The organism is uncultured Campylobacter sp., from assembly GCF_938045405.1.
Lineage (GTDB): Bacteria > Campylobacterota > Campylobacteria > Campylobacterales > Campylobacteraceae > Campylobacter_B.
Genome location: NZ_CALIMW010000251.1, coordinates 21042 through 37873, shown reverse-complemented (window position 1 = coordinate 37873; position 16832 = coordinate 21042). Strand labels below are relative to the sequence as shown.

Genomic DNA, 16832 nt, shown 5'->3' with positions numbered 1-16832 from the left:
ATAAAAAAGACGAATACAAGCTATCCGCTATGGCTTATGCGATAGAAAATAATGCCACCAAAGCAGTAAGACTACTTTTGGATAACGGGGTTAAATTTGAAGAAGTCAAAATGGTGCAGGGCTATATAGTTTGCCCTAGATATTCTGACGACACCGAAATCATAGTTGGCAACAATATAGATATAAAATTACGTACTGAGTGTCTAATCAATCATGATCACTCAAAAGATCCTGTTTATCCATTAAACTATGCAATATATAGTAATTTGTTAGAAATTGCCGATATGATGCTACAAAGAGGTATGAAACCGAAAGCATATGAAGGTCCTTTGTATTATTTAAGTAATAGCAGCATTCCATTTCAGCGAAAAGAAATATTTAAAAGATCTATTTATACTTTTCTTCCGCGGGATATGATGTATAAAGATAAATTAAAATTATTAATAAAACATAATATAGATGGCTTGCCTGATAAAGATGACTTTATTGTAGCCCGCAACAATTGTATGAATAATACAGCCATGTCTATAAAAGAGAAGGAGTCTTACATAAACCATATGAATGATTACTGCTATGGAGAAAAGATTTTAGAATCATATGATTGGGCTCTTCGGGGGAGATGGGAAGTTAAAAATAACGAAGAAAAAGAAAAAGGAACGGATGGGTACTGGAAAGAAAAAGATTTTATAAAATTTTTCGGCTATATGCCAAATGATAAAAAATGTACTAAGCTAGAACCGGACATCAAAATATTAAATTTCTATAATATGAAAATAGATAGATATAAAGCTCTTTGCGGCAATGGGCTGAGCGATGAAGAGATTTTGCAAAAAAACAGCCTTAAAGATAAAAATAGTACCGAGGCATTCGATATTGAGACATTTTTTAAATATTTAAATTTTGAGGAAATGCTAGAGGAAGCGAAAGTGAAAATTCTACATAACGGCGAGAAGATAGATATAAAAGATTATGCCGAAATTCTAAGACAAGAAGCGGCTAAAAAACTAGATAGTAATCAATAAATTTGAAGGAGTAAAACTATATAGCATCAGAAATTAAGTGATATAGTGGGCAAAGCTTTTCTAAATTCTCATTAAAATTCCTTCCTGCCTGGCGTAAAGCTTTAAATTAATCCAAATTTCACTATAATTAATCACTTAAATTTTAAAGGCCGCAAATGCTAAGCTTAGACGAAATTCGAAAAAATATCATCCTAAAACAAGGCGTGCACTATTTTGATTTCGCGGCTTCGGGGCTTGCCTACGAGCCCGTAGAGCGCGAGATAGCGGACGTTTTAAAAACCTACGCCAACACACACTCCGACAGTAGTTCGAGCGCGATCATCACACAGCGGCGCTACGAGGGCGCGCGAGAGAGCCTAAAAAAACTGCTGGGGCTTGACGAGCGGTTTTGTCTCATCGCCTGCGGACAGGGCGCGACAGCCGCGATCAAGAAATTTCAGGAGCTGCTAGGCATCTATCTGCCGCCTGCGACTAGAAGCGCGATCGGCGAGGCAAATTTACGCGCCGCACAGCTTCCGCTCGTGCTCGTTTCGCCGTACGAACACCACTCAAACGAGCTTAGCTTTCGCGAGGGGCTTTGCGACTACATGCGCGTGCCGCTTAGCGAATCAGGCGAGATCGATCTGCTTGCACTCGAGCGCATCCTAAAGCTAAACGCTGGGCGCCGCATCATCGGCTCGTTTAGCGCCGCCTCAAACGTCACGGGCGTCATTAGCGACTATAAAAAGATCAGCGAGCTAATCAGAGCCGCGGGCGGCATTGTTGCCTTTGACTGCGCGGCGCTGAGCTCGCACGCAAATTTAGATTGCGACTACTTTGACGCGATTTTTCTCTCGCCGCATAAATTGCTCGGCGGACCTGCTAGCTGCGGGCTTTTGGCGATCAAAAAAGAGCTGCTCAGTAGCGACGTGCCGACATTTGCCGCGGGCGGGACGGTCGCCTACGCTAACCGCGAAGGGCACGTATTTTTGAAAAACCCAGAGCAGCTAGAGGAGGGCGGTACGCCGCCTATCACCGGGCTTATGCGAGCAAATTTGGCCTACGCGCTGCGAAACGAGGTCGGCTTCGAGCAAATAAAAAGCGCCGAGGACGAGCTTGCGCGGCTTTTTGAGAGCGAGCTAGCAGGCATTGACGAGGTCATAAACTACGCTCCAAAGGGTGCGCCGCGGCTACCGATAATTTCGTTTAACGTGCGCGGCGTCTCGGCGTATGATTTCGCCGCGAGCCTTAGCAACGACTTCGGTATCCAGACGCGCGCGGGCGTGATGTGCGCGGGGCCGTACGCTCACGATCTGCTGGGTATCAAGGAGGGGCGCATGCCAGAAGCCAAGCCCGGCTTCGTGCGCGTTAGCCTGCACTACACGCACACCGAGCAAGACATGCGTTATCTGGTAGGCGCGATAAAATCCTGCATCAAAAAGCACCGCGAGCTTTGGGGCGAGGAAAAGGCGATGTATGAGATGTTTGGCGGGAAAATTTAAGCGGCGTGAGGTTGGAGCTATGCCGCTTTGTTTTAGCGCTCGTGAAATTTTGTAAAGTTTTGCGCCGTTTTTAAAATTTATCGGAATTCAGTGCCGTCTCTTTAGAATTTTACGCGAGTTTTGCGCCGCAGAATTCTTACCATCGTTACGCCTTTGCACCGCAGGCGAAATAAACTACACGCTCTGCAGGGTTAAAATTTAGAATTTGAAATTCCGCGCCTAGAAATTGTGGAATTTCAAAATCCCGTTAGCTATATTCGCGGCTAAGCTTTAAAATTTCTTAGCAATGGAATTTTAAAATTTCACACTGCGCCGCCAGGTAAAGCCCTGCCTGTAAATTTCAAAATTTCAAGGCGCAAATTTTTGCGCTCTGTTTCGCCGGGTACGCCGCGCTAGATGGTTCGCAGTAAAAATTTGAAAATAATATTGGTGCCGCGCAAATAAAAATTCTAAAGCGAAATAAAGATTATCCGCACTTCGCGCAGAATTACTCCAGCCCTAAAAACGCGCCGTTTTCAAATCCGAAATAGATCCTCTCGCCCGCGCTCCAGCGCCGCTCATCCTGCGCCGTGACGCATTTTAGCAGCACGTCGCCTGCTTTGATCTTGATGAGTAGCGAGGAGCCGTACTGAAGCGAAACCGAGTGCAAAATCCCCGCGAAGCAGCGCTCAAACGGGCTTTGAGATAATAAAATTTTACTCGGATTTATCGCGATTTTGCGAGCGCATGCGAGTCTCTCTTCAAGGCGCAGCGAAATTTCATCTGAAAATTTTAAAATTCCGTTTTGCACGTCAAAGATGTTTTTGTATTCAAACTCGCATATCTTGCCGCGATGCAGAAATACGCTTCTTTGCGCGATCGCGCTGAGCCATTTCTCATCGTGGCTGGCGATGATAAAGCCGCAGCCGTAGCGACTTCGCATAAATAAAATCGCGCGCGCAAAGAGCTTGGAGGCGGCAAGATCGAGGCTGTTGGTCGGCTCGTCGAGCAGATAGAGCTTCGCGCGCTGCGCCAGAGCGAGCGCAAACGCGATGCGCTGCGTCTGCCCCGAGCTAAGCTCGAAATGCTTCTTTGATAAAAAACTTCTGTCAAGCCCCGTTAGGCCGAGCGCCTCATCCACTCGCTCGTCAAATTCCGCAAGCGCGCCGCGACTTTTGAGCGCAAATTTAAAATTTTGCTCTACGCTGCGTTTTAAAAGCACGGGCTCGGGCAGCAGCAAGCAGATCTGCCGCAGCGTCTGCAAAGAGGGCGCCTGCTGCCCCCAAAGCTCCACGTTGCCGCTACTCGGGCGCTGCAAAAAGGCCAAAATCCGCAGCAGCGTGGATTTGCCGCTGCCGTTGGAGCCCAAAAGCGCCGTGATGCCGCTCGTATTTAGATCGAGGCTGGGGATGTTTAAAATTTCGCTCCGTCCGTAGCGCAGCACTAGATCCCGCACCGAAATTTGCCCGCTATCGGGTACGGATCGCGCGGCAGCGGAATTCTCATTTGCAAAATTCTTTCTCGCAGAATTCTCACTCGCGGAAATTTTGTTTGTAGAATTTTTATCCGCGGAATTTGCGCTAATGGAATTCTCGGTCGCAGAATTTACACTCTTAGAATTTCCCGCAGTGAAATTTTTATTCGCAGAATTCTCAGCGGCAAAATTTACGCGCGTAGAATTTATGTCCGTAGAATTCTCAGGGGCGGAATTTGCGTCCGTTAAATTTTTGCTCATAAAATTTACGCGCCCGCGCTCCGCCCGGTTTTTGTCCGTGAAATTTTTGCTCGGACGCTTTAGTTTATCTGCACTCATCGATCCAGCCTTTTTAGCGCGTGGATGGCTAAATTTACCGCAAACGCTATTAAAATCAGCACCAGCGCGAGCGCTATACCCATCGCAAACTCGCCCTTGTTGGTCTCAAGCGAAATCGCCGTGGTGATAGTGCGGGTGAAATATTTGATATTGCCGCCGATCATCATCGCTACGCCCACCTCTGCGACGATCCGCCCGTAGGCGGTGGCGATGACGACGAGTAGGGCGTAGCGCAGTTCGTAAAGCACGCAAAGGATTAAATTTAGCGGGCTTAGGCGGTAGTTCATAATGTTTAGATAGTGCTTTTTGTCCATATTTTCGATGACGCTGGCGCTTAGCGAGACGATGATGGGAAGCGCCAGCGCAAACTGTCCGAGCATCACGGCTTTGAGCGTAAAAAGCAACCCCAGCTCGCCAAAAGGGCCGTTTCTGGAGATGAAAGCGTAAAGGATCAGTCCTATCGCCACCGTGGGCATCGCAAGCGCTACGTCGCTTAAAAGTCTAAGCGTTCTGCGAGCGCGAAATTCATAAAATCCGAGGATAAATCCTATCGGAAAGCCGATTAAAATCGCAAAAAGTATCGAGATGCTCGAAGTATAAAGCGTCGCTTTAATCGCCGAAAAGGTCTCCGCATCGCCGCTAAAAAGCAGCCCGAATGCGCTTAAAATTCCTTCTAAAATAAAGTCCAAGATCACGTCCTAAATATTCTATTTTGGCAAATTTATGTGCTATAATAGCATATTTTTTAAAGGAGATAACATGAAAAAAATATTTTTTGTTTCGCTCGCTCTTAGTGCGAGCCTTTTTGCCGCTGATAACGATTTGGTGATGGCAACTACAACGAGCACCGATAATACGGGCTTGCTAGACGCTATCTATCCTGCGTATAAGGCGGAAACCGGCGTCGATATCAAATGGACGGCGGTAGGCACAGGTGCTGCTCTAAAGCTTGGCGAGAACTGCGATGCGGACATACTTTTCGTGCATTCGCCGAAAGTCGAGAAAGAATTTGTAGAAAAAGGCTTCGGCGTTGACCGCACGCCCGTTATGTATAATGATTTTATCCTCATCGCCGATAAATCCATCGCGCCTAAATTTAAAGGCAAGGACCTTAAAGGCTCGTTTGAGCTGATCAAGGCAGAGAAGATTAAATTTTTCTCTCGCGGCGATAAATCTGGCACCGATAACAAAGAGAAAGGTATTTGGAAAAAGGTTGAGGGCGCCGTGCCTGAAAACGAGGCGTGGTATAACCAAACCGGTCAAGGCATGATCGCTACGATCAACGCAGCCGCCGAGCAAAAGGGCGTGACCTTCACCGATCGCGGCACCTACATCAAATACGAGGACAATAAAAAGGGAAATCCGGATATGGTTATCATCAACGAAGGCGATAACGATCTGAAGAATTTTTACTCCGTAATCGCGGTCAATCCTAAGCACTGCCCAAAAGCCGACTACGAAAACGCGCAGCGCTTCATCAAATGGATCACTAGCGAAAAGGGGCAGAAGTTCGTAGGCGATTTCAAGCTGCTAAATAAGCCGCTTTTCACCCCCGATGCGAATACTCGCAAGAATTAGCTCTAGCTAAATAAGGCTAAATTTGAAGCCCAAAGGTGAATCGTCGCCTTTGGGCTTTCGCTTTTTCATAAATCAATCTGCGCGCCTTTAAATTTAGCTCTTTTGCCTCTAAAATTTAGCGGGCGTTTTTTACTGCGTCTTTTTACGATACATTTTTTACTTTCTCGCCATACGTTTAAATTTATCGCAGTGCCGTTTGTAGGAAATAGGTTTAAAATTCCAGCTATATTTGAGATCGGTGTGGGGAAATTTCTCGATCGCATTTGGATATATGCTCTAATGTCTAGCGATATTTATACAGAGCAAAATTTAGTAGTATTTATGTGCGACTCAAAATTTTAGTTTGTTGGGAATTTAATTTGAAGTTGCGGTTAAGCTTGGGCGTATGAAAAACGCCCAAGCTTATGAAGCTATGAAATTTTATGCCCGGTTACAAAGCCTGCTTTGTCACGCGCTGATAAAATTGCCTTTCAAGCGCAGGCAAAACTACCGGGCGCGCGGTTATAAAATTTCACTTTGCGTTGGTGTTATTCGACTTCGGCGTCAATGACGTCATCGTCTTTTTTACCGCCGTTTGAGCCGGAGCTTTGCGATCCGCCTTGCGCGCCCTGATTTGCGCTGGCAGCCTTGTATAGATCCTCGGCGACCTTGCTTAGGGCTTCTACTTTGGAGTTTATCGCTTCCTTGCTCGCGTTTTCATCCTTTAGCACGGCTTTTAGATCGTTTAGCGCGCTCTCGATCTTAGCGCGTAGATCGCCCGGTACCTTCTCGCCCATCTCGCTTAGGCTCTTTTCGGTTTGATGTGCGATGCTATCGGCTTGGTTGCGGGCCTCAACGGTTTCTTTGCGCTTGTTGTCTTCCTCTTTGTGAAGCTCGGCGTCCTTTACCATCTTATCGATCTCGGCATCGCTTAAGCCGCTTGAGCCGGTGATGCGGATATCGGTTGCCTTGCCGGTAGCCTTGTCTTTTGCTGAAACGGTTAAAATTCCGTTCGCATCGATGTTAAATTCCACCTCGATCTGCGGTACACCGCGAGGAGCGGGCATGATACCTTCAAGATTGAAATTTCCTAACGATTTGTTGTCTTTCGCAAACTCGCGCTCGCCCTGCAAGACGTTGATCGTAACTGCGCTTTGATTATCCTCTGCTGTCGAGAAGGTTTGAGATTTTTTCGTAGGTATCGTAGTTCCCTTCTCGATGATCTTGGTCATCACGCCACCCAAGGTTTCGATGCCGAGACTTAGCGGAGTGACGTCGAGTAGCAGCACGTCTTTTACGTCGCCTTTGATGACCGCGCCTTGGATAGCCGCGCCGATTGCTACGACTTCATCAGGGTTTACGCTCTTATTTAGCTCCTTGCCGAAAGCCTTTTTGACCTCCTCTTGCACGAGTGGCACGCGCGTCGAGCCGCCCACCATGACGACTTCTTTTATGTCGTTCATGCTAAGACCTGCATCGCTTACGACCTTTTTAAGCGTGCTTATGGTCTCATCTACCAAAGAATCGATCATACTTTCAAATTTAGCTCTAGTGATAGTTTTCATCAGGTGCTTTGGACCTGTAGCATCAGCAGTGATGAAAGGTAAATTTACCGTCGTTTCCATCGCGCTGCTTAGCTCTTTTTTGGCGTTTTCCGCAGCCTCTTTTAGGCGCTGCATAGCCATGACATCGCCGCGCAAGTCGATACCTGTTTCAGATTGAAATTCCGAGGTTAAAAAGTCGATCAGCTTGTTATCGAAATCATCGCCGCCCAAAAATGCATTACCGCCGGTAGCTAAAACTTCTACGACGCTATCGCCGGTTTCTAGCACGGTTACGTCGAATGTACCGCCGCCCAGATCGTAAACGACGATCTTTTCAGATTCTTTTTTATCCAGCCCATACGCAAGCGCCGCTGCGGTAGGCTCGTTAATGATGCGAAGCACATTTAGGCCCGCGATTGTTCCTGCTTCTTTTGTAGCTTTTCTTTGGCTGTCGTTGAAATACGCAGGCACAGTAATGACCGCATCGACAACCGGCTCGCCCAAAAACGCCTCAGCATCCTCTTTTAGCTTGATTAGCACCTTGGCTGAAATTTCTTGCGGCGTATAAACCTTGCCTGCGATCTCTACCGCGCACGCGCCATTTCGGTCGATAATCTTATACGGTAGGCGCTTTTTGGCCTCCTGCGCATTTTTTTCATTCATCATAAGACCCATGATGCGTTTGATCGAGTAGATCGTCTTTTCGGGGTTAGTGACTGCTTGGCGCTTGGCGCTGTCGCCTACTAAAACCTCGCCTTTGTCGGTGAAAGCGACTACCGACGGAGTGGTGTTTTTACCCTCTTTATTCGGTATGATCTTGCTCTCGCCGCGCTCGAATATGCTTACGCACGAGTTTGTTGTTCCTAGGTCAATGCCTATGACTTTTGCCATTTGTTATCCTTTGTATTGAATTTAAAATTTTAAAATTTGGGTGATTATTTCGCCACCACTACCATAGCGGCGCGCAAAACGCGCTGCTTATACATATAGCCTTTTTGATATACTTGAACGATATCGCCTTTTTTAGCGCCTTCGGCTTCAATCATCGAGATGGCGTTATGCACGCTAGGATCGAATCCCGCATCCGTCGCTATCGGAACGATACCGTATTTTTCAAAAGTCTTTGTAAAAAGGCTTAGACATTGTTTTACGCCGACCTCAATTTTATCTGCAAGCTCATTGCCTTCCACATCAATTTTGGCGGCTTCCTCAAGCGCGTCGATTATCGGCAGCAGATCCTTCGCAAAGCTCTCGCTAGCGTAAGCAACAGCGCTATCTTTTTCTTTTTCCAAACGTTTTTTGAGATTTTCAAAATCCGCATTGGCGCGGTAAAATTTATCAGTGATCTCACTCAGCTCGTTTTGAAGCTTTTGTATCTGCGCGTCGGTATCGTCGCATGTCTGCGCCTCTTGCGGCTCGCTCACCTCTGACGCGCACTGTTCGCAAACCTCTTTTTCCTCGCTATCGCACGCTGCATTTTTATCGCCGTGCTCTTTAAATTTATGGCTCATGCTACTCCTTTAGCGTAGTTAAAAAATTTCTCGTAATTCTCGTAAACGCTGCCTGCGCAGATCATCGTAGCGTCCTCGCCTTCGAATTTTACGGGGCGTTTGATCCCCATAAATCCGTGCTCGAAGTAGGGCGCGAAGATCAAATTCTTAGTAAAATTTACGGCGATCGAGGGGTTGAGTAAAATTTTAAACCGCTCGTCTTTGAAAATTTTATACGCCACGACCTCGTTACAAAGAAATTCGATTTTAGAATTTTTTAGCTCCCTGATCTTGGTGCTAAGCTCGCGCAGACCAATCTGCATCGAAGCTAGCTCCAAATCTCCGAGTGAAATTCCTATTAAATTTGATAGGAATTTAAAAACTCTAAAATCGTATTTTAAGATAATCTCGTCCGTTCTAAATGCAAGGATTATGAAACGATCATCGTGATTGATGACTTCGCTTAGGGCTTCATTTTCGGCGTTGAAAATCATACAGTAAATTTCAAAATCCTCAAGCACCGCTTCTAGCTCGCGAGCATCATCTATTTTTAACTCATCGTCGAAGCTAAGTCTAGCGCGCCAGTAATCCTGCATCGTCGCAACCGTCGGAATTCTACCACCGCTTACATGAAGCTGCGTCAAAGCCCCCTCGTCGCTTAAGCGCTTAAAATAAATTCGAATGCTAGACGCGGACATTGCTACGCCCATACGCTCACCCAGCTCGGAAGATCCGATCGGGGTGTTGCTATCGAGATAGGCGGAAATGATGGATTCCAGGATCATATCACGTTTATTCGTTTTCACTTTTAGCACTCTTTCGGTAAGATTGCCAGTATTATACAACATTGAGTGGCAATATGTCAAGGTTTTTATATAAATTTTATAAAATTTTAGCAATCGGGTCCTGAGTTTGCTAAATTTTAACTATGATTTTTTTGAGGTGAGCGTAATTCTTGGAATTCTTGGAATTCTTGGAATTCTTGGAATTCTTGGAATTCTTGGAATTCGCCACGGCGCCGTCGCGGTAGAATTTTATTGTATTTTTCGTATTCGTAAACGTAAATTTTACCACGCAACCGGTTTAGGGCTTCGTTGTATGCTAGATAAATTCTATTTTTGCAAAAATAGTGAATTGGCAGTGTAGCCGCAAATTTCGTGCTTACTAGCAAAAATTTTGTCATTTGCTGTAAATATGGAGCTAAATGCCAAAAAAACGCAAAATTCCCGCATAAATGGTGCGCAAGCTAGACGAAAGTGCTAGGCAAGCAAAGCAGTGTGAGAACTCGCAAAGCTCAAAATTTTACTCGCTGGCGCAAATTTAAATATACTTTAACGAATAGAAGTGTAAAATACGCCTCAAATTTCAACGATCAAGGGTTTTTATGCTAAAAGACATCTTTCTTTTCGGCGGTTTAATTTCTTACGACCACACTTTTATCTACCTTTTTTACTTCTTTTTGGTCGTCGCTATCATCGTAGCCGTCGCGCTTTGCTCCACTCGCTCGCTTCAGCTTGTACCACACGGCATGCAAAACATCGCCGAAGCCTACCTAAGCGGCGTACTAACGATCGGTAAGGACGCTATGGGCAGCGAGGAACAAGCCAAAAAATATCTTCCGCTAATCGCAACATTGGGATTTGTGATATTTTTTAGTAACGTTATCGGCTTGGTGCCGGGCTTTGAGTCGCCGAGCGCGAGTTTAAATTTAACCCTTTCGCTTACGCTTTGCGTTTGGTTGTATTACCATTTTGAGGGCGTTCGCGAGCACGGCGTGATCAACTACCTAAAGCACTTTATGGGCCCGGTGAAAATCCTAGCGCCGTTTATGTTCGTCATAGAGATCGTCTCGCATTTTTCGCGCGTCGTATCGCTTTCGTTCCGACTTTTCGGAAACATCAAAGGCGACGATACCTTCCTGCTCGTTATGCTTACTCTGGCTCCTGCGCTAGTGCCGATGGTGCCGTTTGCGCTGCTTACTTTTATGGCGATTTTGCAGACTTTCATTTTCATGGTTTTAAGCTACGTTTATCTAGCGGGCGCCGTGATCGTCGATGAGCATTAATTTTAAGCGAAATTTCTTATACTTCCTCGTGGGTGCGTCGTTCGGATTGATCTTCGTCGGCGCATTCGTCTTTTTTGCCTATCCGTCATTTTATTTTTTGGGGTTAAAATTCCTCTTCATCTGCACCGCGCCGGGCGTGATATGCGTCATCATCACCTGCTTGATGGTCGATGTTTTCGACCTTAAAGAAAAGCTCCTTAGCGGCGGCGAATAGAAATCTATCCGATTAAATTTTAAAATTTAGCCGCGCCGCGCGCCGCTGCAAGCGAGTATTAAAGCAAAAAATTGTAAAATTACGCGAAATTTTTATTCTAAAAGGTTAAGTTTATGTTTGAAACCGTGATCGGCCTGGAGGTACACTGCCAGCTAAATACCAAAACCAAAATTTTCTGCTCCTGCCCCACGAGCTTCGGCGATGAGGCGAATTCGCACGTCTGCCCGACCTGCTTGGCGCTTCCCGGCGCTCTTCCCGTGCTAAACGAGGAGGCGGTTAAAAAAGCCATCAGCTTCGGTACCGCCGTCAATGCGACGATCAATCGCAAGTCGGTATTTGACCGCAAAAACTACTTCTATCCCGACCTTCCCAAGGCGTATCAAATTTCGCAGTGGACGATCCCGATCGTCGAGCACGGCGAGCTTTTTATAGCTGCGGACGGACAGAGCAAGCGCATCGGCATCACGCGCGCGCACCTGGAGGAGGACGCGGGCAAAAATAATCACGAAAGCTCGCGTAGCCTCGTCGATCTAAACCGCGCCGGCACGCCGCTTTTGGAGATCGTAAGCGAGCCGGATATGCGCTCTGCGGACGAGGCGGTCGCGTATCTAAAAAAACTCCACAGCATTTTGCGCTTTTTAAATATCAGCGACGCGAATATGCAGGAAGGGTCGTTTCGCTGCGACGTAAACGTCAGCATCCGTCCGCAAGGCGAGCAAAAGCTCTACACGCGCGTGGAGATTAAAAATTTAAACTCCTTTAAATTTATCCAAAAGGCGATCGAGTTCGAGATTGAGCGTCAGATCGAAGCGTGGCAGGACGGCAAATATGATCAAGAGGTCGTGCAAGAAACCCGCCTTTTCGACACCGCTAAGTTTATCACCAAACCGATGCGTAGTAAAGAAGACAGCGCCGAGTATCGCTATTTCCCAGATCCCGACCTGCTAACCGTGATCGTGGATGACGAGATGCTGGCTGCTGCGCAGCAGATCCCCGAGCTGCCGGATCAGAAAAAAGCACGCTACGTCCGCGAACTGGGCGTTAAAGAAAAAGACGCCGAGATCATAATCTCGACCTACGAAAACGCGCGATTTTTTGAGGATCTGATCGCGGCGGGGCACGAGCCCAAACTCTGCGTCAGCTGGCTTACCGTCGAGCTTGCGGGCAGGCTCAAAAACGGCGTTACGATTGAGGATTCGCCCGTAAACAGCGCGAAGATGAACGAGCTTTTAAGCGCGATCGAAGGCGGCGCAGTGTCTCAAAAGGCCGCCAAAGAGGTGCTTGATTATCTAATGGAGAACGACGAGGCGGTAAGCTCAGTCATCGACAAGCTAGGCTTGAGGCAGGTAAGCGACGACGGCGCGATTTTGGAGATCATAGCGCGCGTGATGAGCGCGAACGAGGACAAGGTTGCAGACTACCGCGGCGGCAAAGACAAGCTGTTCGGCTTCTTCGTAGGTCAAGTGATGAAAGAGGGCAAGGGCGCATTTAATCCTGCGAAGGTGAACGAGCTTCTGAAACAGAAGCTGGGCTGATTTCGCAGCTTTTGCGGCGGCAAAAGGCGAATTAAAGGCGGGGCGCGATGCATGCGATAGATGAAGCTCTTAGGGATAAAATTTTAAATCTGCTCGCAGCGTTTTGCTTCGAGCTAAAGCTTTCAGGCGCCAATGACGAGGGCTTTTGCGTGTTATATTTCATTCGGTGCGATCTCGGCGGCTACCCGCTCTCCTCGCGCACGTTTTGTTCTTTTGAGTTCGTTTTTTTCTCGTGCGGGCCGTTTGTATCAAGTGTCGGTCTGCGACGGAGGGGTTTAAGAAGGCACCCGTTAAAAAAATTTTACTCACGGCTACCGTCAAAGCGCGGCAAAGCTTGCAGGGAATGCGTAAAATTACTCTGCCTGAGGTAGCAAAAACGGCAACTCGGGTGCGCGGATAGGATCGAATACGCAGGGTCGAATTTGAGTGGCGAGTCGATGTGTAGGCTAAATTTGATCAATCGCTGCGTCGGATGCGCGTGCCCCAAACCTTGCGCCAAACGATAACGTGGCGAGCGACCGCAGATCATCTAGGTCCAAAGCACGCCTTGATAAATTTAAGCGGATTTAAAAGCGCAATTTGCACTTAAGCGTCTGAATAAAATTTTTAAAAATTTGATTTGCCTTGGCGATACGTGAGTGAAATTTAAAACGTATAATGGAGTTTCAAAATCCTCATTCGTTCACTGCCGCGCCTTTTGTGAAAGTGTTTTTGACGGAAGAGCAAAACCTTAAAAGTATGAAATTTTAGTGAGGTAAATTTTAAAAAAGCGGAGTTTTGGCTGAGTAAATTTCAAAAGCGCAAAATTTTAACGAGACGAAATTTTGACGAGATGAAATTTCAAAAAGCGAATTTTAAAGCGTAGCTTCGGCTAGCGTTTGCACAGGCTCATGTCGGCGCTTTTGGGCTAAATTTTCAAAGAGCGGGAATTTCAATAAAATGAAATTTGAAAAACCGCAAATTTGCGAATAAATTTTTAAAAAGGAACATAATGAAAATCGCGGTTATCGGCGCGGGCAAATGGGGTAGCGCACTTTTTGACGCGCTTAGCGCAAAAAACGAATGCGTCATCACTTCGCGCACGCCAAGGCAAATTCCGCATTTTGTAAGCGTGAGCGAAGCGCTGGAATGCGAAGCACTGGTGTTTGCGCTCGCGGCACAGCAAACCGCGCAGTGGCTGGATCAAAATTTCACTTACAAAAATCAAAAAATTCTAGTCGCTTCCAAGGGCATCGATGCGGCTAGCGGTAGGTTTTTGAACGAAATTTTTGAATCTCACGTCGCGCGCGGCAATCTTGCTTATCTATCAGGTCCGTCGTTTGCCACCGAAGTCATGCAGAAGTTGCCTTGCGCGCTCGTCGTAAGCTCGTGTAACGAAAATCTAGCCGAACTTTTCGCAAGTGCCTTCCCTGCCTACATCAAGACCTACACGAGTGGTGATATCATCGGCGCAGAGGTGTGCGGCGCGTATAAAAACGTCATCGCCATCGCTAGCGGCGTTTGCGATGGGCTGGGGCTCGGAAATAACGCTAGAGCGAGCTTGATCGCTCGTGGCATCGTAGAGATCGCGCGCTTTGGCAAGTTTTTCGGTGCCCGAGACGAGACTTTTTTGGGCTTAAGCGGTGTGGGCGATCTGTTTTTGACCGCCTCGAGTGCGCTATCGCGAAACTACCGCGTGGGCTTGGGGCTTGCGCGCGGCAAGAAGCTGGATGAAATTTTAAGCGAACTAGGCGAGGTCGCCGAGGGCGTGGCTACGACCGAAGCGGTCGTAAATATCGCGGCAAAGCACAAGATCTACGCTCCGATCGCTACCGAGGTCGCGCAAATTTTGCATGGAAAGGACGTAAGGGCAAGCCTAAAGGATCTGCTGCGCAAAAAATGAGCCGTACGACGAAATTCTCTCGCTAAATTTTAGTGGCGGATTCGGCTTGCATAGGTTTTGATTTAGCCGCTATGCTTGTGGAATTTAGTTGCTGGTTTGCGGATTTTGGTCGTTGTTTGTTTGGAACTGTTTACGCGGCTTTGCTCGATAATTTTATGGGCTTGATTTTCGCTTTGCTGTTTCGCGCGTCTGATACGACGCAAAATCGCAGCAAAAGGGCGCTTGTATACGATGTGGCGTAGCGGCTTTGATTTGAAATTTAGCTTTAAGCTTGAGCGCGAAATTTTAAAGCAAGGTCGTAAAATTTTAAAAAGAGGCTAAATTTTAAAACATTTAAGATGGATCGCAGGTAGTTTAGAAGCGCTACTGCTTCGTTCTGCTTGCAGCCGCCGATGGTCGGCAGTGGAGAGTGGAGCAGATTGCTCGTCTGCGACCGGATAGGTCAAAATTTTTGATGTCAGATTTAAAAATTAAGGCGTGGTATTTTTTTCTTTAGACGAGGCGGAAATGAGCCGAATGAAGGAGCGCAATCGTCTGCTTTGGATAGAATTTGCGGTAAAATGGGGCAGAAAGGCATAAATTTTGAAAATATTCAAGACAGATGATGTGTAGTTTTGATAAATTTTTAGTGCTTGCAAAGGAGCGGACTATTCGTCTGCGACTGCGGTGAGTTAAATTTTACAGAATATCGGTGTATTATAAATTTTAATACAGGAGCCAAGGCGAAGTATTTTATAAAAACATTTTGCTTTGCAAAAACGCTACGCTTGTTTTGAGATGATTTTTGGGGTTGTGCAGCGAAAATTTTGCGTAGGCTAGACGGGTAGTCTGCCGAGCAAAATTTTAGCAAACTCCGCAAAAAGTGCTCAAAAGGCAAGTCGCAAAGATAAAAGAGGAGAAGATGGAAAAATACGAAGGCTACAATCTCAGGCTACGCGACGCTCTTGTCGGCGTACAGTTTCTATTCGTCGCGTTCGGCGCACTCGTGCTGGTGCCGATCTTAACGGGGCTTGATACGTCCGTGGCGCTGTTTACGGCGGGCATCGGCACGCTGCTGTTTCAGCTCATCACGCGTAAACACGTCCCGCCGATCTTTCTCGCGTCTAGTTTCGCGTTCATCGCGCCGCTAAGCTTCGGCGTGAAGGAGTGGGGCATCGCCGCGACGATGAGCGGGGTGATCGCGGCGGGGCTTTTTTACGTGGTTCTAAGCCTGCTTATTAGGCTCAAAGGCGAGGGGTTTTTGCATAAAATTTTACCGCCCGTGGTCGTGGGCCCCGTCATCATGACGATCGGCCTCATCCTCTCGCCAGCGGCCGTAAATATGGTCATGGGCAAGGGCAAAGAGGCGCTTTATACGCAGGGCCAGTCGCTTACGATCGCGCTCATCTCGCTCTCGGCGGTTATCGTCGTTATGATGTTTGGCCGCGGCATGCTGCGCCTCGTGCCGATACTTTGCGGCATCGCGGTAGGATACTGCGCGTCGCTATTTATCGGCATCGTGGATTTTACGCCGATTTTGTCCGCGCCGTGGTTTGCGTTGCCAAATTTCACCGCGCCGGTTTTCAAGCTCGAAGCCGTGATCTATATGGTGCCTATCGCTATCGCGCCTGCGATCGAGCACATCGGCGATATGCTTGCGATCAGTAACGTAACAAAGGAAAATTTCCTCAAAAACCCGGGTCTTAAAAGCACGCTGCTAGGCGACGGGCTCGCGACGTCGCTAGCAGGCTGCTTTGGCGGACCGCCAAACACCACCTACTCCGAAGTCACGGGCGCGGTCAGCATCACGAAGGCCTACAATCCAGCCATCATGACCTTTGCCGCGCTTACAGCGATACTGCTAGCTTTTGTGGGTAAGCTCGGCGCCGCGCTCTCCACGATCCCCGCTCCCGTCATCGGCGGCATTATGCTGCTGCTTTTCGGTATCATCGCTAGCGTGGGCATGGAAACGCTCATAAAAAACAGCGTGGATCTGGCCGAGCCGCGCAATATGATCATCGTCGCGCTCATCTTCGTCTGCGCGATCGGCGGCATGGTGCTGGACTTTGGCGCTATGAGCTTTAGCGGCGTGGGGCTTGGCGCGATTATCGGCATCACGCTAAATTTGGTGCTGCCAAAGACCAAGCATTTTGACGGATACTGAGTTAAATTTGCGCGGAGCTTGCGTCGTTTTCGCGTAAATGCTGGTAAATTTGAGCTGAGGTTTGTCGTCAAATTTACTCGCAGCTTTCGCCGCTAAATTTACCGCAG

15 protein-coding genes are annotated in these 16832 nt (G+C 47.4%); 8 read left to right on the top strand and 7 right to left on the bottom strand.

Annotation, left to right across the window (positions count from 1 at the left end; translation table 11 throughout):
- Window positions 1-1022 (top strand): hypothetical protein (locus Q0140_RS10600; RefSeq protein WP_297964401.1); only part of this gene is annotated, 1022 nt, incomplete at its 5' end.
- A 155-nt stretch (window positions 1023-1177) separates the two neighbouring features.
- Window positions 1178-2503 (top strand): aminotransferase class V-fold PLP-dependent enzyme, encoded by a 1326-nt coding sequence (locus Q0140_RS10595; protein ID WP_297964399.1) that lies wholly within the window; start codon window positions 1178-1180, stop codon window positions 2501-2503.
- Window positions 2504-2990: 487 nt separating this feature from the next.
- On the opposite strand, the gene tupC is transcribed toward Q0140_RS10595, so the two are convergent.
- Both tupC and tupB read right to left on the bottom strand, forming a co-directional pair.
- Window positions 2991-4295 (bottom strand): tungstate ABC transporter ATP-binding protein TupC, encoded by a 1305-nt coding sequence (gene tupC, locus Q0140_RS10590; protein ID WP_297964397.1) that lies wholly within the window; start codon window positions 4293-4295, stop codon window positions 2991-2993.
- Entirely contained in the window at window positions 4292-4984 is a 693-nt protein-coding gene (gene tupB / locus Q0140_RS10585) for a tungstate ABC transporter permease TupB (protein ID WP_297964395.1), read from the bottom strand. Before tupB ends, tupC begins: the two co-directional genes overlap by 4 nt.
- Before the next feature lie 70 nt (window positions 4985-5054).
- Here tupB and tupA point away from each other — a divergent pair, with 70 nt between their 5' ends.
- Window positions 5055-5873 carry a tungstate ABC transporter substrate-binding protein TupA gene (tupA, locus tag Q0140_RS10580; protein ID WP_291937738.1) on the top strand — a complete coding sequence of 273 codons (819 nt, stop codon included), beginning with the start codon at window positions 5055-5057 and terminating at the stop codon, window positions 5871-5873.
- A gap of 65 nt (window positions 5874-5938) precedes the next feature.
- Here the strand turns inward: tupA and Q0140_RS10575 are convergent, their stop codons facing one another.
- From Q0140_RS10575 to Q0140_RS10555, 5 genes are all read right to left on the bottom strand, one after another.
- On the bottom strand, window positions 5939-6136 hold the full coding sequence (locus Q0140_RS10575; RefSeq protein ID WP_297964393.1) for a hypothetical protein: 198 nt from the start codon (window positions 6134-6136) through the stop codon (window positions 5939-5941).
- 264 nt (window positions 6137-6400) lie between these two features.
- Entirely contained in the window at window positions 6401-8287 is a 1887-nt protein-coding gene (dnaK, locus tag Q0140_RS10570; protein WP_297964391.1) for a molecular chaperone DnaK, read from the bottom strand.
- A 44-nt stretch (window positions 8288-8331) separates the two neighbouring features.
- Entirely contained in the window at window positions 8332-8907 is a 576-nt protein-coding gene (locus tag Q0140_RS10565) for a nucleotide exchange factor GrpE (RefSeq protein ID WP_297964389.1), read from the bottom strand.
- Entirely contained in the window at window positions 8904-9692 is a 789-nt protein-coding gene (locus Q0140_RS10560) for an HrcA family transcriptional regulator (protein WP_297964387.1), read from the bottom strand. The genes Q0140_RS10565 and Q0140_RS10560 overlap by 4 nt, the downstream gene beginning before the upstream one ends.
- A gap of 109 nt (window positions 9693-9801) precedes the next feature.
- Entirely contained in the window at window positions 9802-9960 is a 159-nt protein-coding gene (locus Q0140_RS10555) for a hypothetical protein (protein WP_297964385.1), read from the bottom strand.
- 310 nt (window positions 9961-10270) lie between these two features.
- On the opposite strand from Q0140_RS10555, the gene Q0140_RS10550 reads away from it, so the two are divergent.
- The 5 genes from Q0140_RS10550 (at window position 10271) to Q0140_RS10530 (ending at window position 16725) form a co-directional block, all read left to right on the top strand.
- On the top strand, window positions 10271-10951 hold the full coding sequence (locus Q0140_RS10550) for a F0F1 ATP synthase subunit A (RefSeq protein ID WP_177387592.1): 681 nt from the start codon (window positions 10271-10273) through the stop codon (window positions 10949-10951).
- Entirely contained in the window at window positions 10941-11165 is a 225-nt protein-coding gene (locus Q0140_RS10545; RefSeq protein WP_297896069.1) for a hypothetical protein, read from the top strand. The genes Q0140_RS10550 and Q0140_RS10545 overlap by 11 nt, the downstream gene beginning before the upstream one ends.
- Window positions 11166-11278: 113 nt before the next feature.
- Window positions 11279-12700: an Asp-tRNA(Asn)/Glu-tRNA(Gln) amidotransferase subunit GatB gene (gene gatB / locus Q0140_RS10540; RefSeq protein ID WP_297964383.1), complete on the top strand. Its 1422-nt coding sequence runs from the start codon at window positions 11279-11281 to the stop codon at window positions 12698-12700.
- 988 nt (window positions 12701-13688) lie between these two features.
- On the top strand, window positions 13689-14582 hold the full coding sequence (locus tag Q0140_RS10535) for an NAD(P)H-dependent glycerol-3-phosphate dehydrogenase (protein WP_297964403.1): 894 nt from the start codon (window positions 13689-13691) through the stop codon (window positions 14580-14582).
- 901 nt (window positions 14583-15483) lie between these two features.
- Window positions 15484-16725, top strand: a complete 1242-nt coding sequence (locus Q0140_RS10530) for a uracil-xanthine permease family protein (RefSeq protein WP_297964381.1) — start codon at window positions 15484-15486, stop codon at window positions 16723-16725.
- Window positions 16726-16832: the final 107 nt, after the last annotated feature.

Coding starts and splice junctions, on each gene's coding strand:
- Q0140_RS10545 (WP_297896069.1), top strand. CDS start 10,941: ATGAGCATTAATTTTAAGCGAAATTTCTTATACTTCCTCGTGGGTGCG.
- dnaK (WP_297964391.1), bottom strand. CDS start 8,287: ATGGCAAAAGTCATAGGCATTGACCTAGGAACAACAAACTCGTGCGTA.
- Q0140_RS10550 (WP_177387592.1), top strand. CDS start 10,271: ATGCTAAAAGACATCTTTCTTTTCGGCGGTTTAATTTCTTACGACCAC.
- tupA (WP_291937738.1), top strand. CDS start 5,055: ATGAAAAAAATATTTTTTGTTTCGCTCGCTCTTAGTGCGAGCCTTTTT.
- Q0140_RS10575 (WP_297964393.1), bottom strand. CDS start 6,136: ATGCGATCGAGAAATTTCCCCACACCGATCTCAAATATAGCTGGAATT.
- Q0140_RS10595 (WP_297964399.1), top strand. CDS start 1,178: ATGCTAAGCTTAGACGAAATTCGAAAAAATATCATCCTAAAACAAGGC.
- Q0140_RS10565 (WP_297964389.1), bottom strand. CDS start 8,907: ATGAGCCATAAATTTAAAGAGCACGGCGATAAAAATGCAGCGTGCGAT.
- gatB (WP_297964383.1), top strand. CDS start 11,279: ATGTTTGAAACCGTGATCGGCCTGGAGGTACACTGCCAGCTAAATACC.
- tupC (WP_297964397.1), bottom strand. CDS start 4,295: ATGAGTGCAGATAAACTAAAGCGTCCGAGCAAAAATTTCACGGACAAA.
- Q0140_RS10530 (WP_297964381.1), top strand. CDS start 15,484: ATGGAAAAATACGAAGGCTACAATCTCAGGCTACGCGACGCTCTTGTC.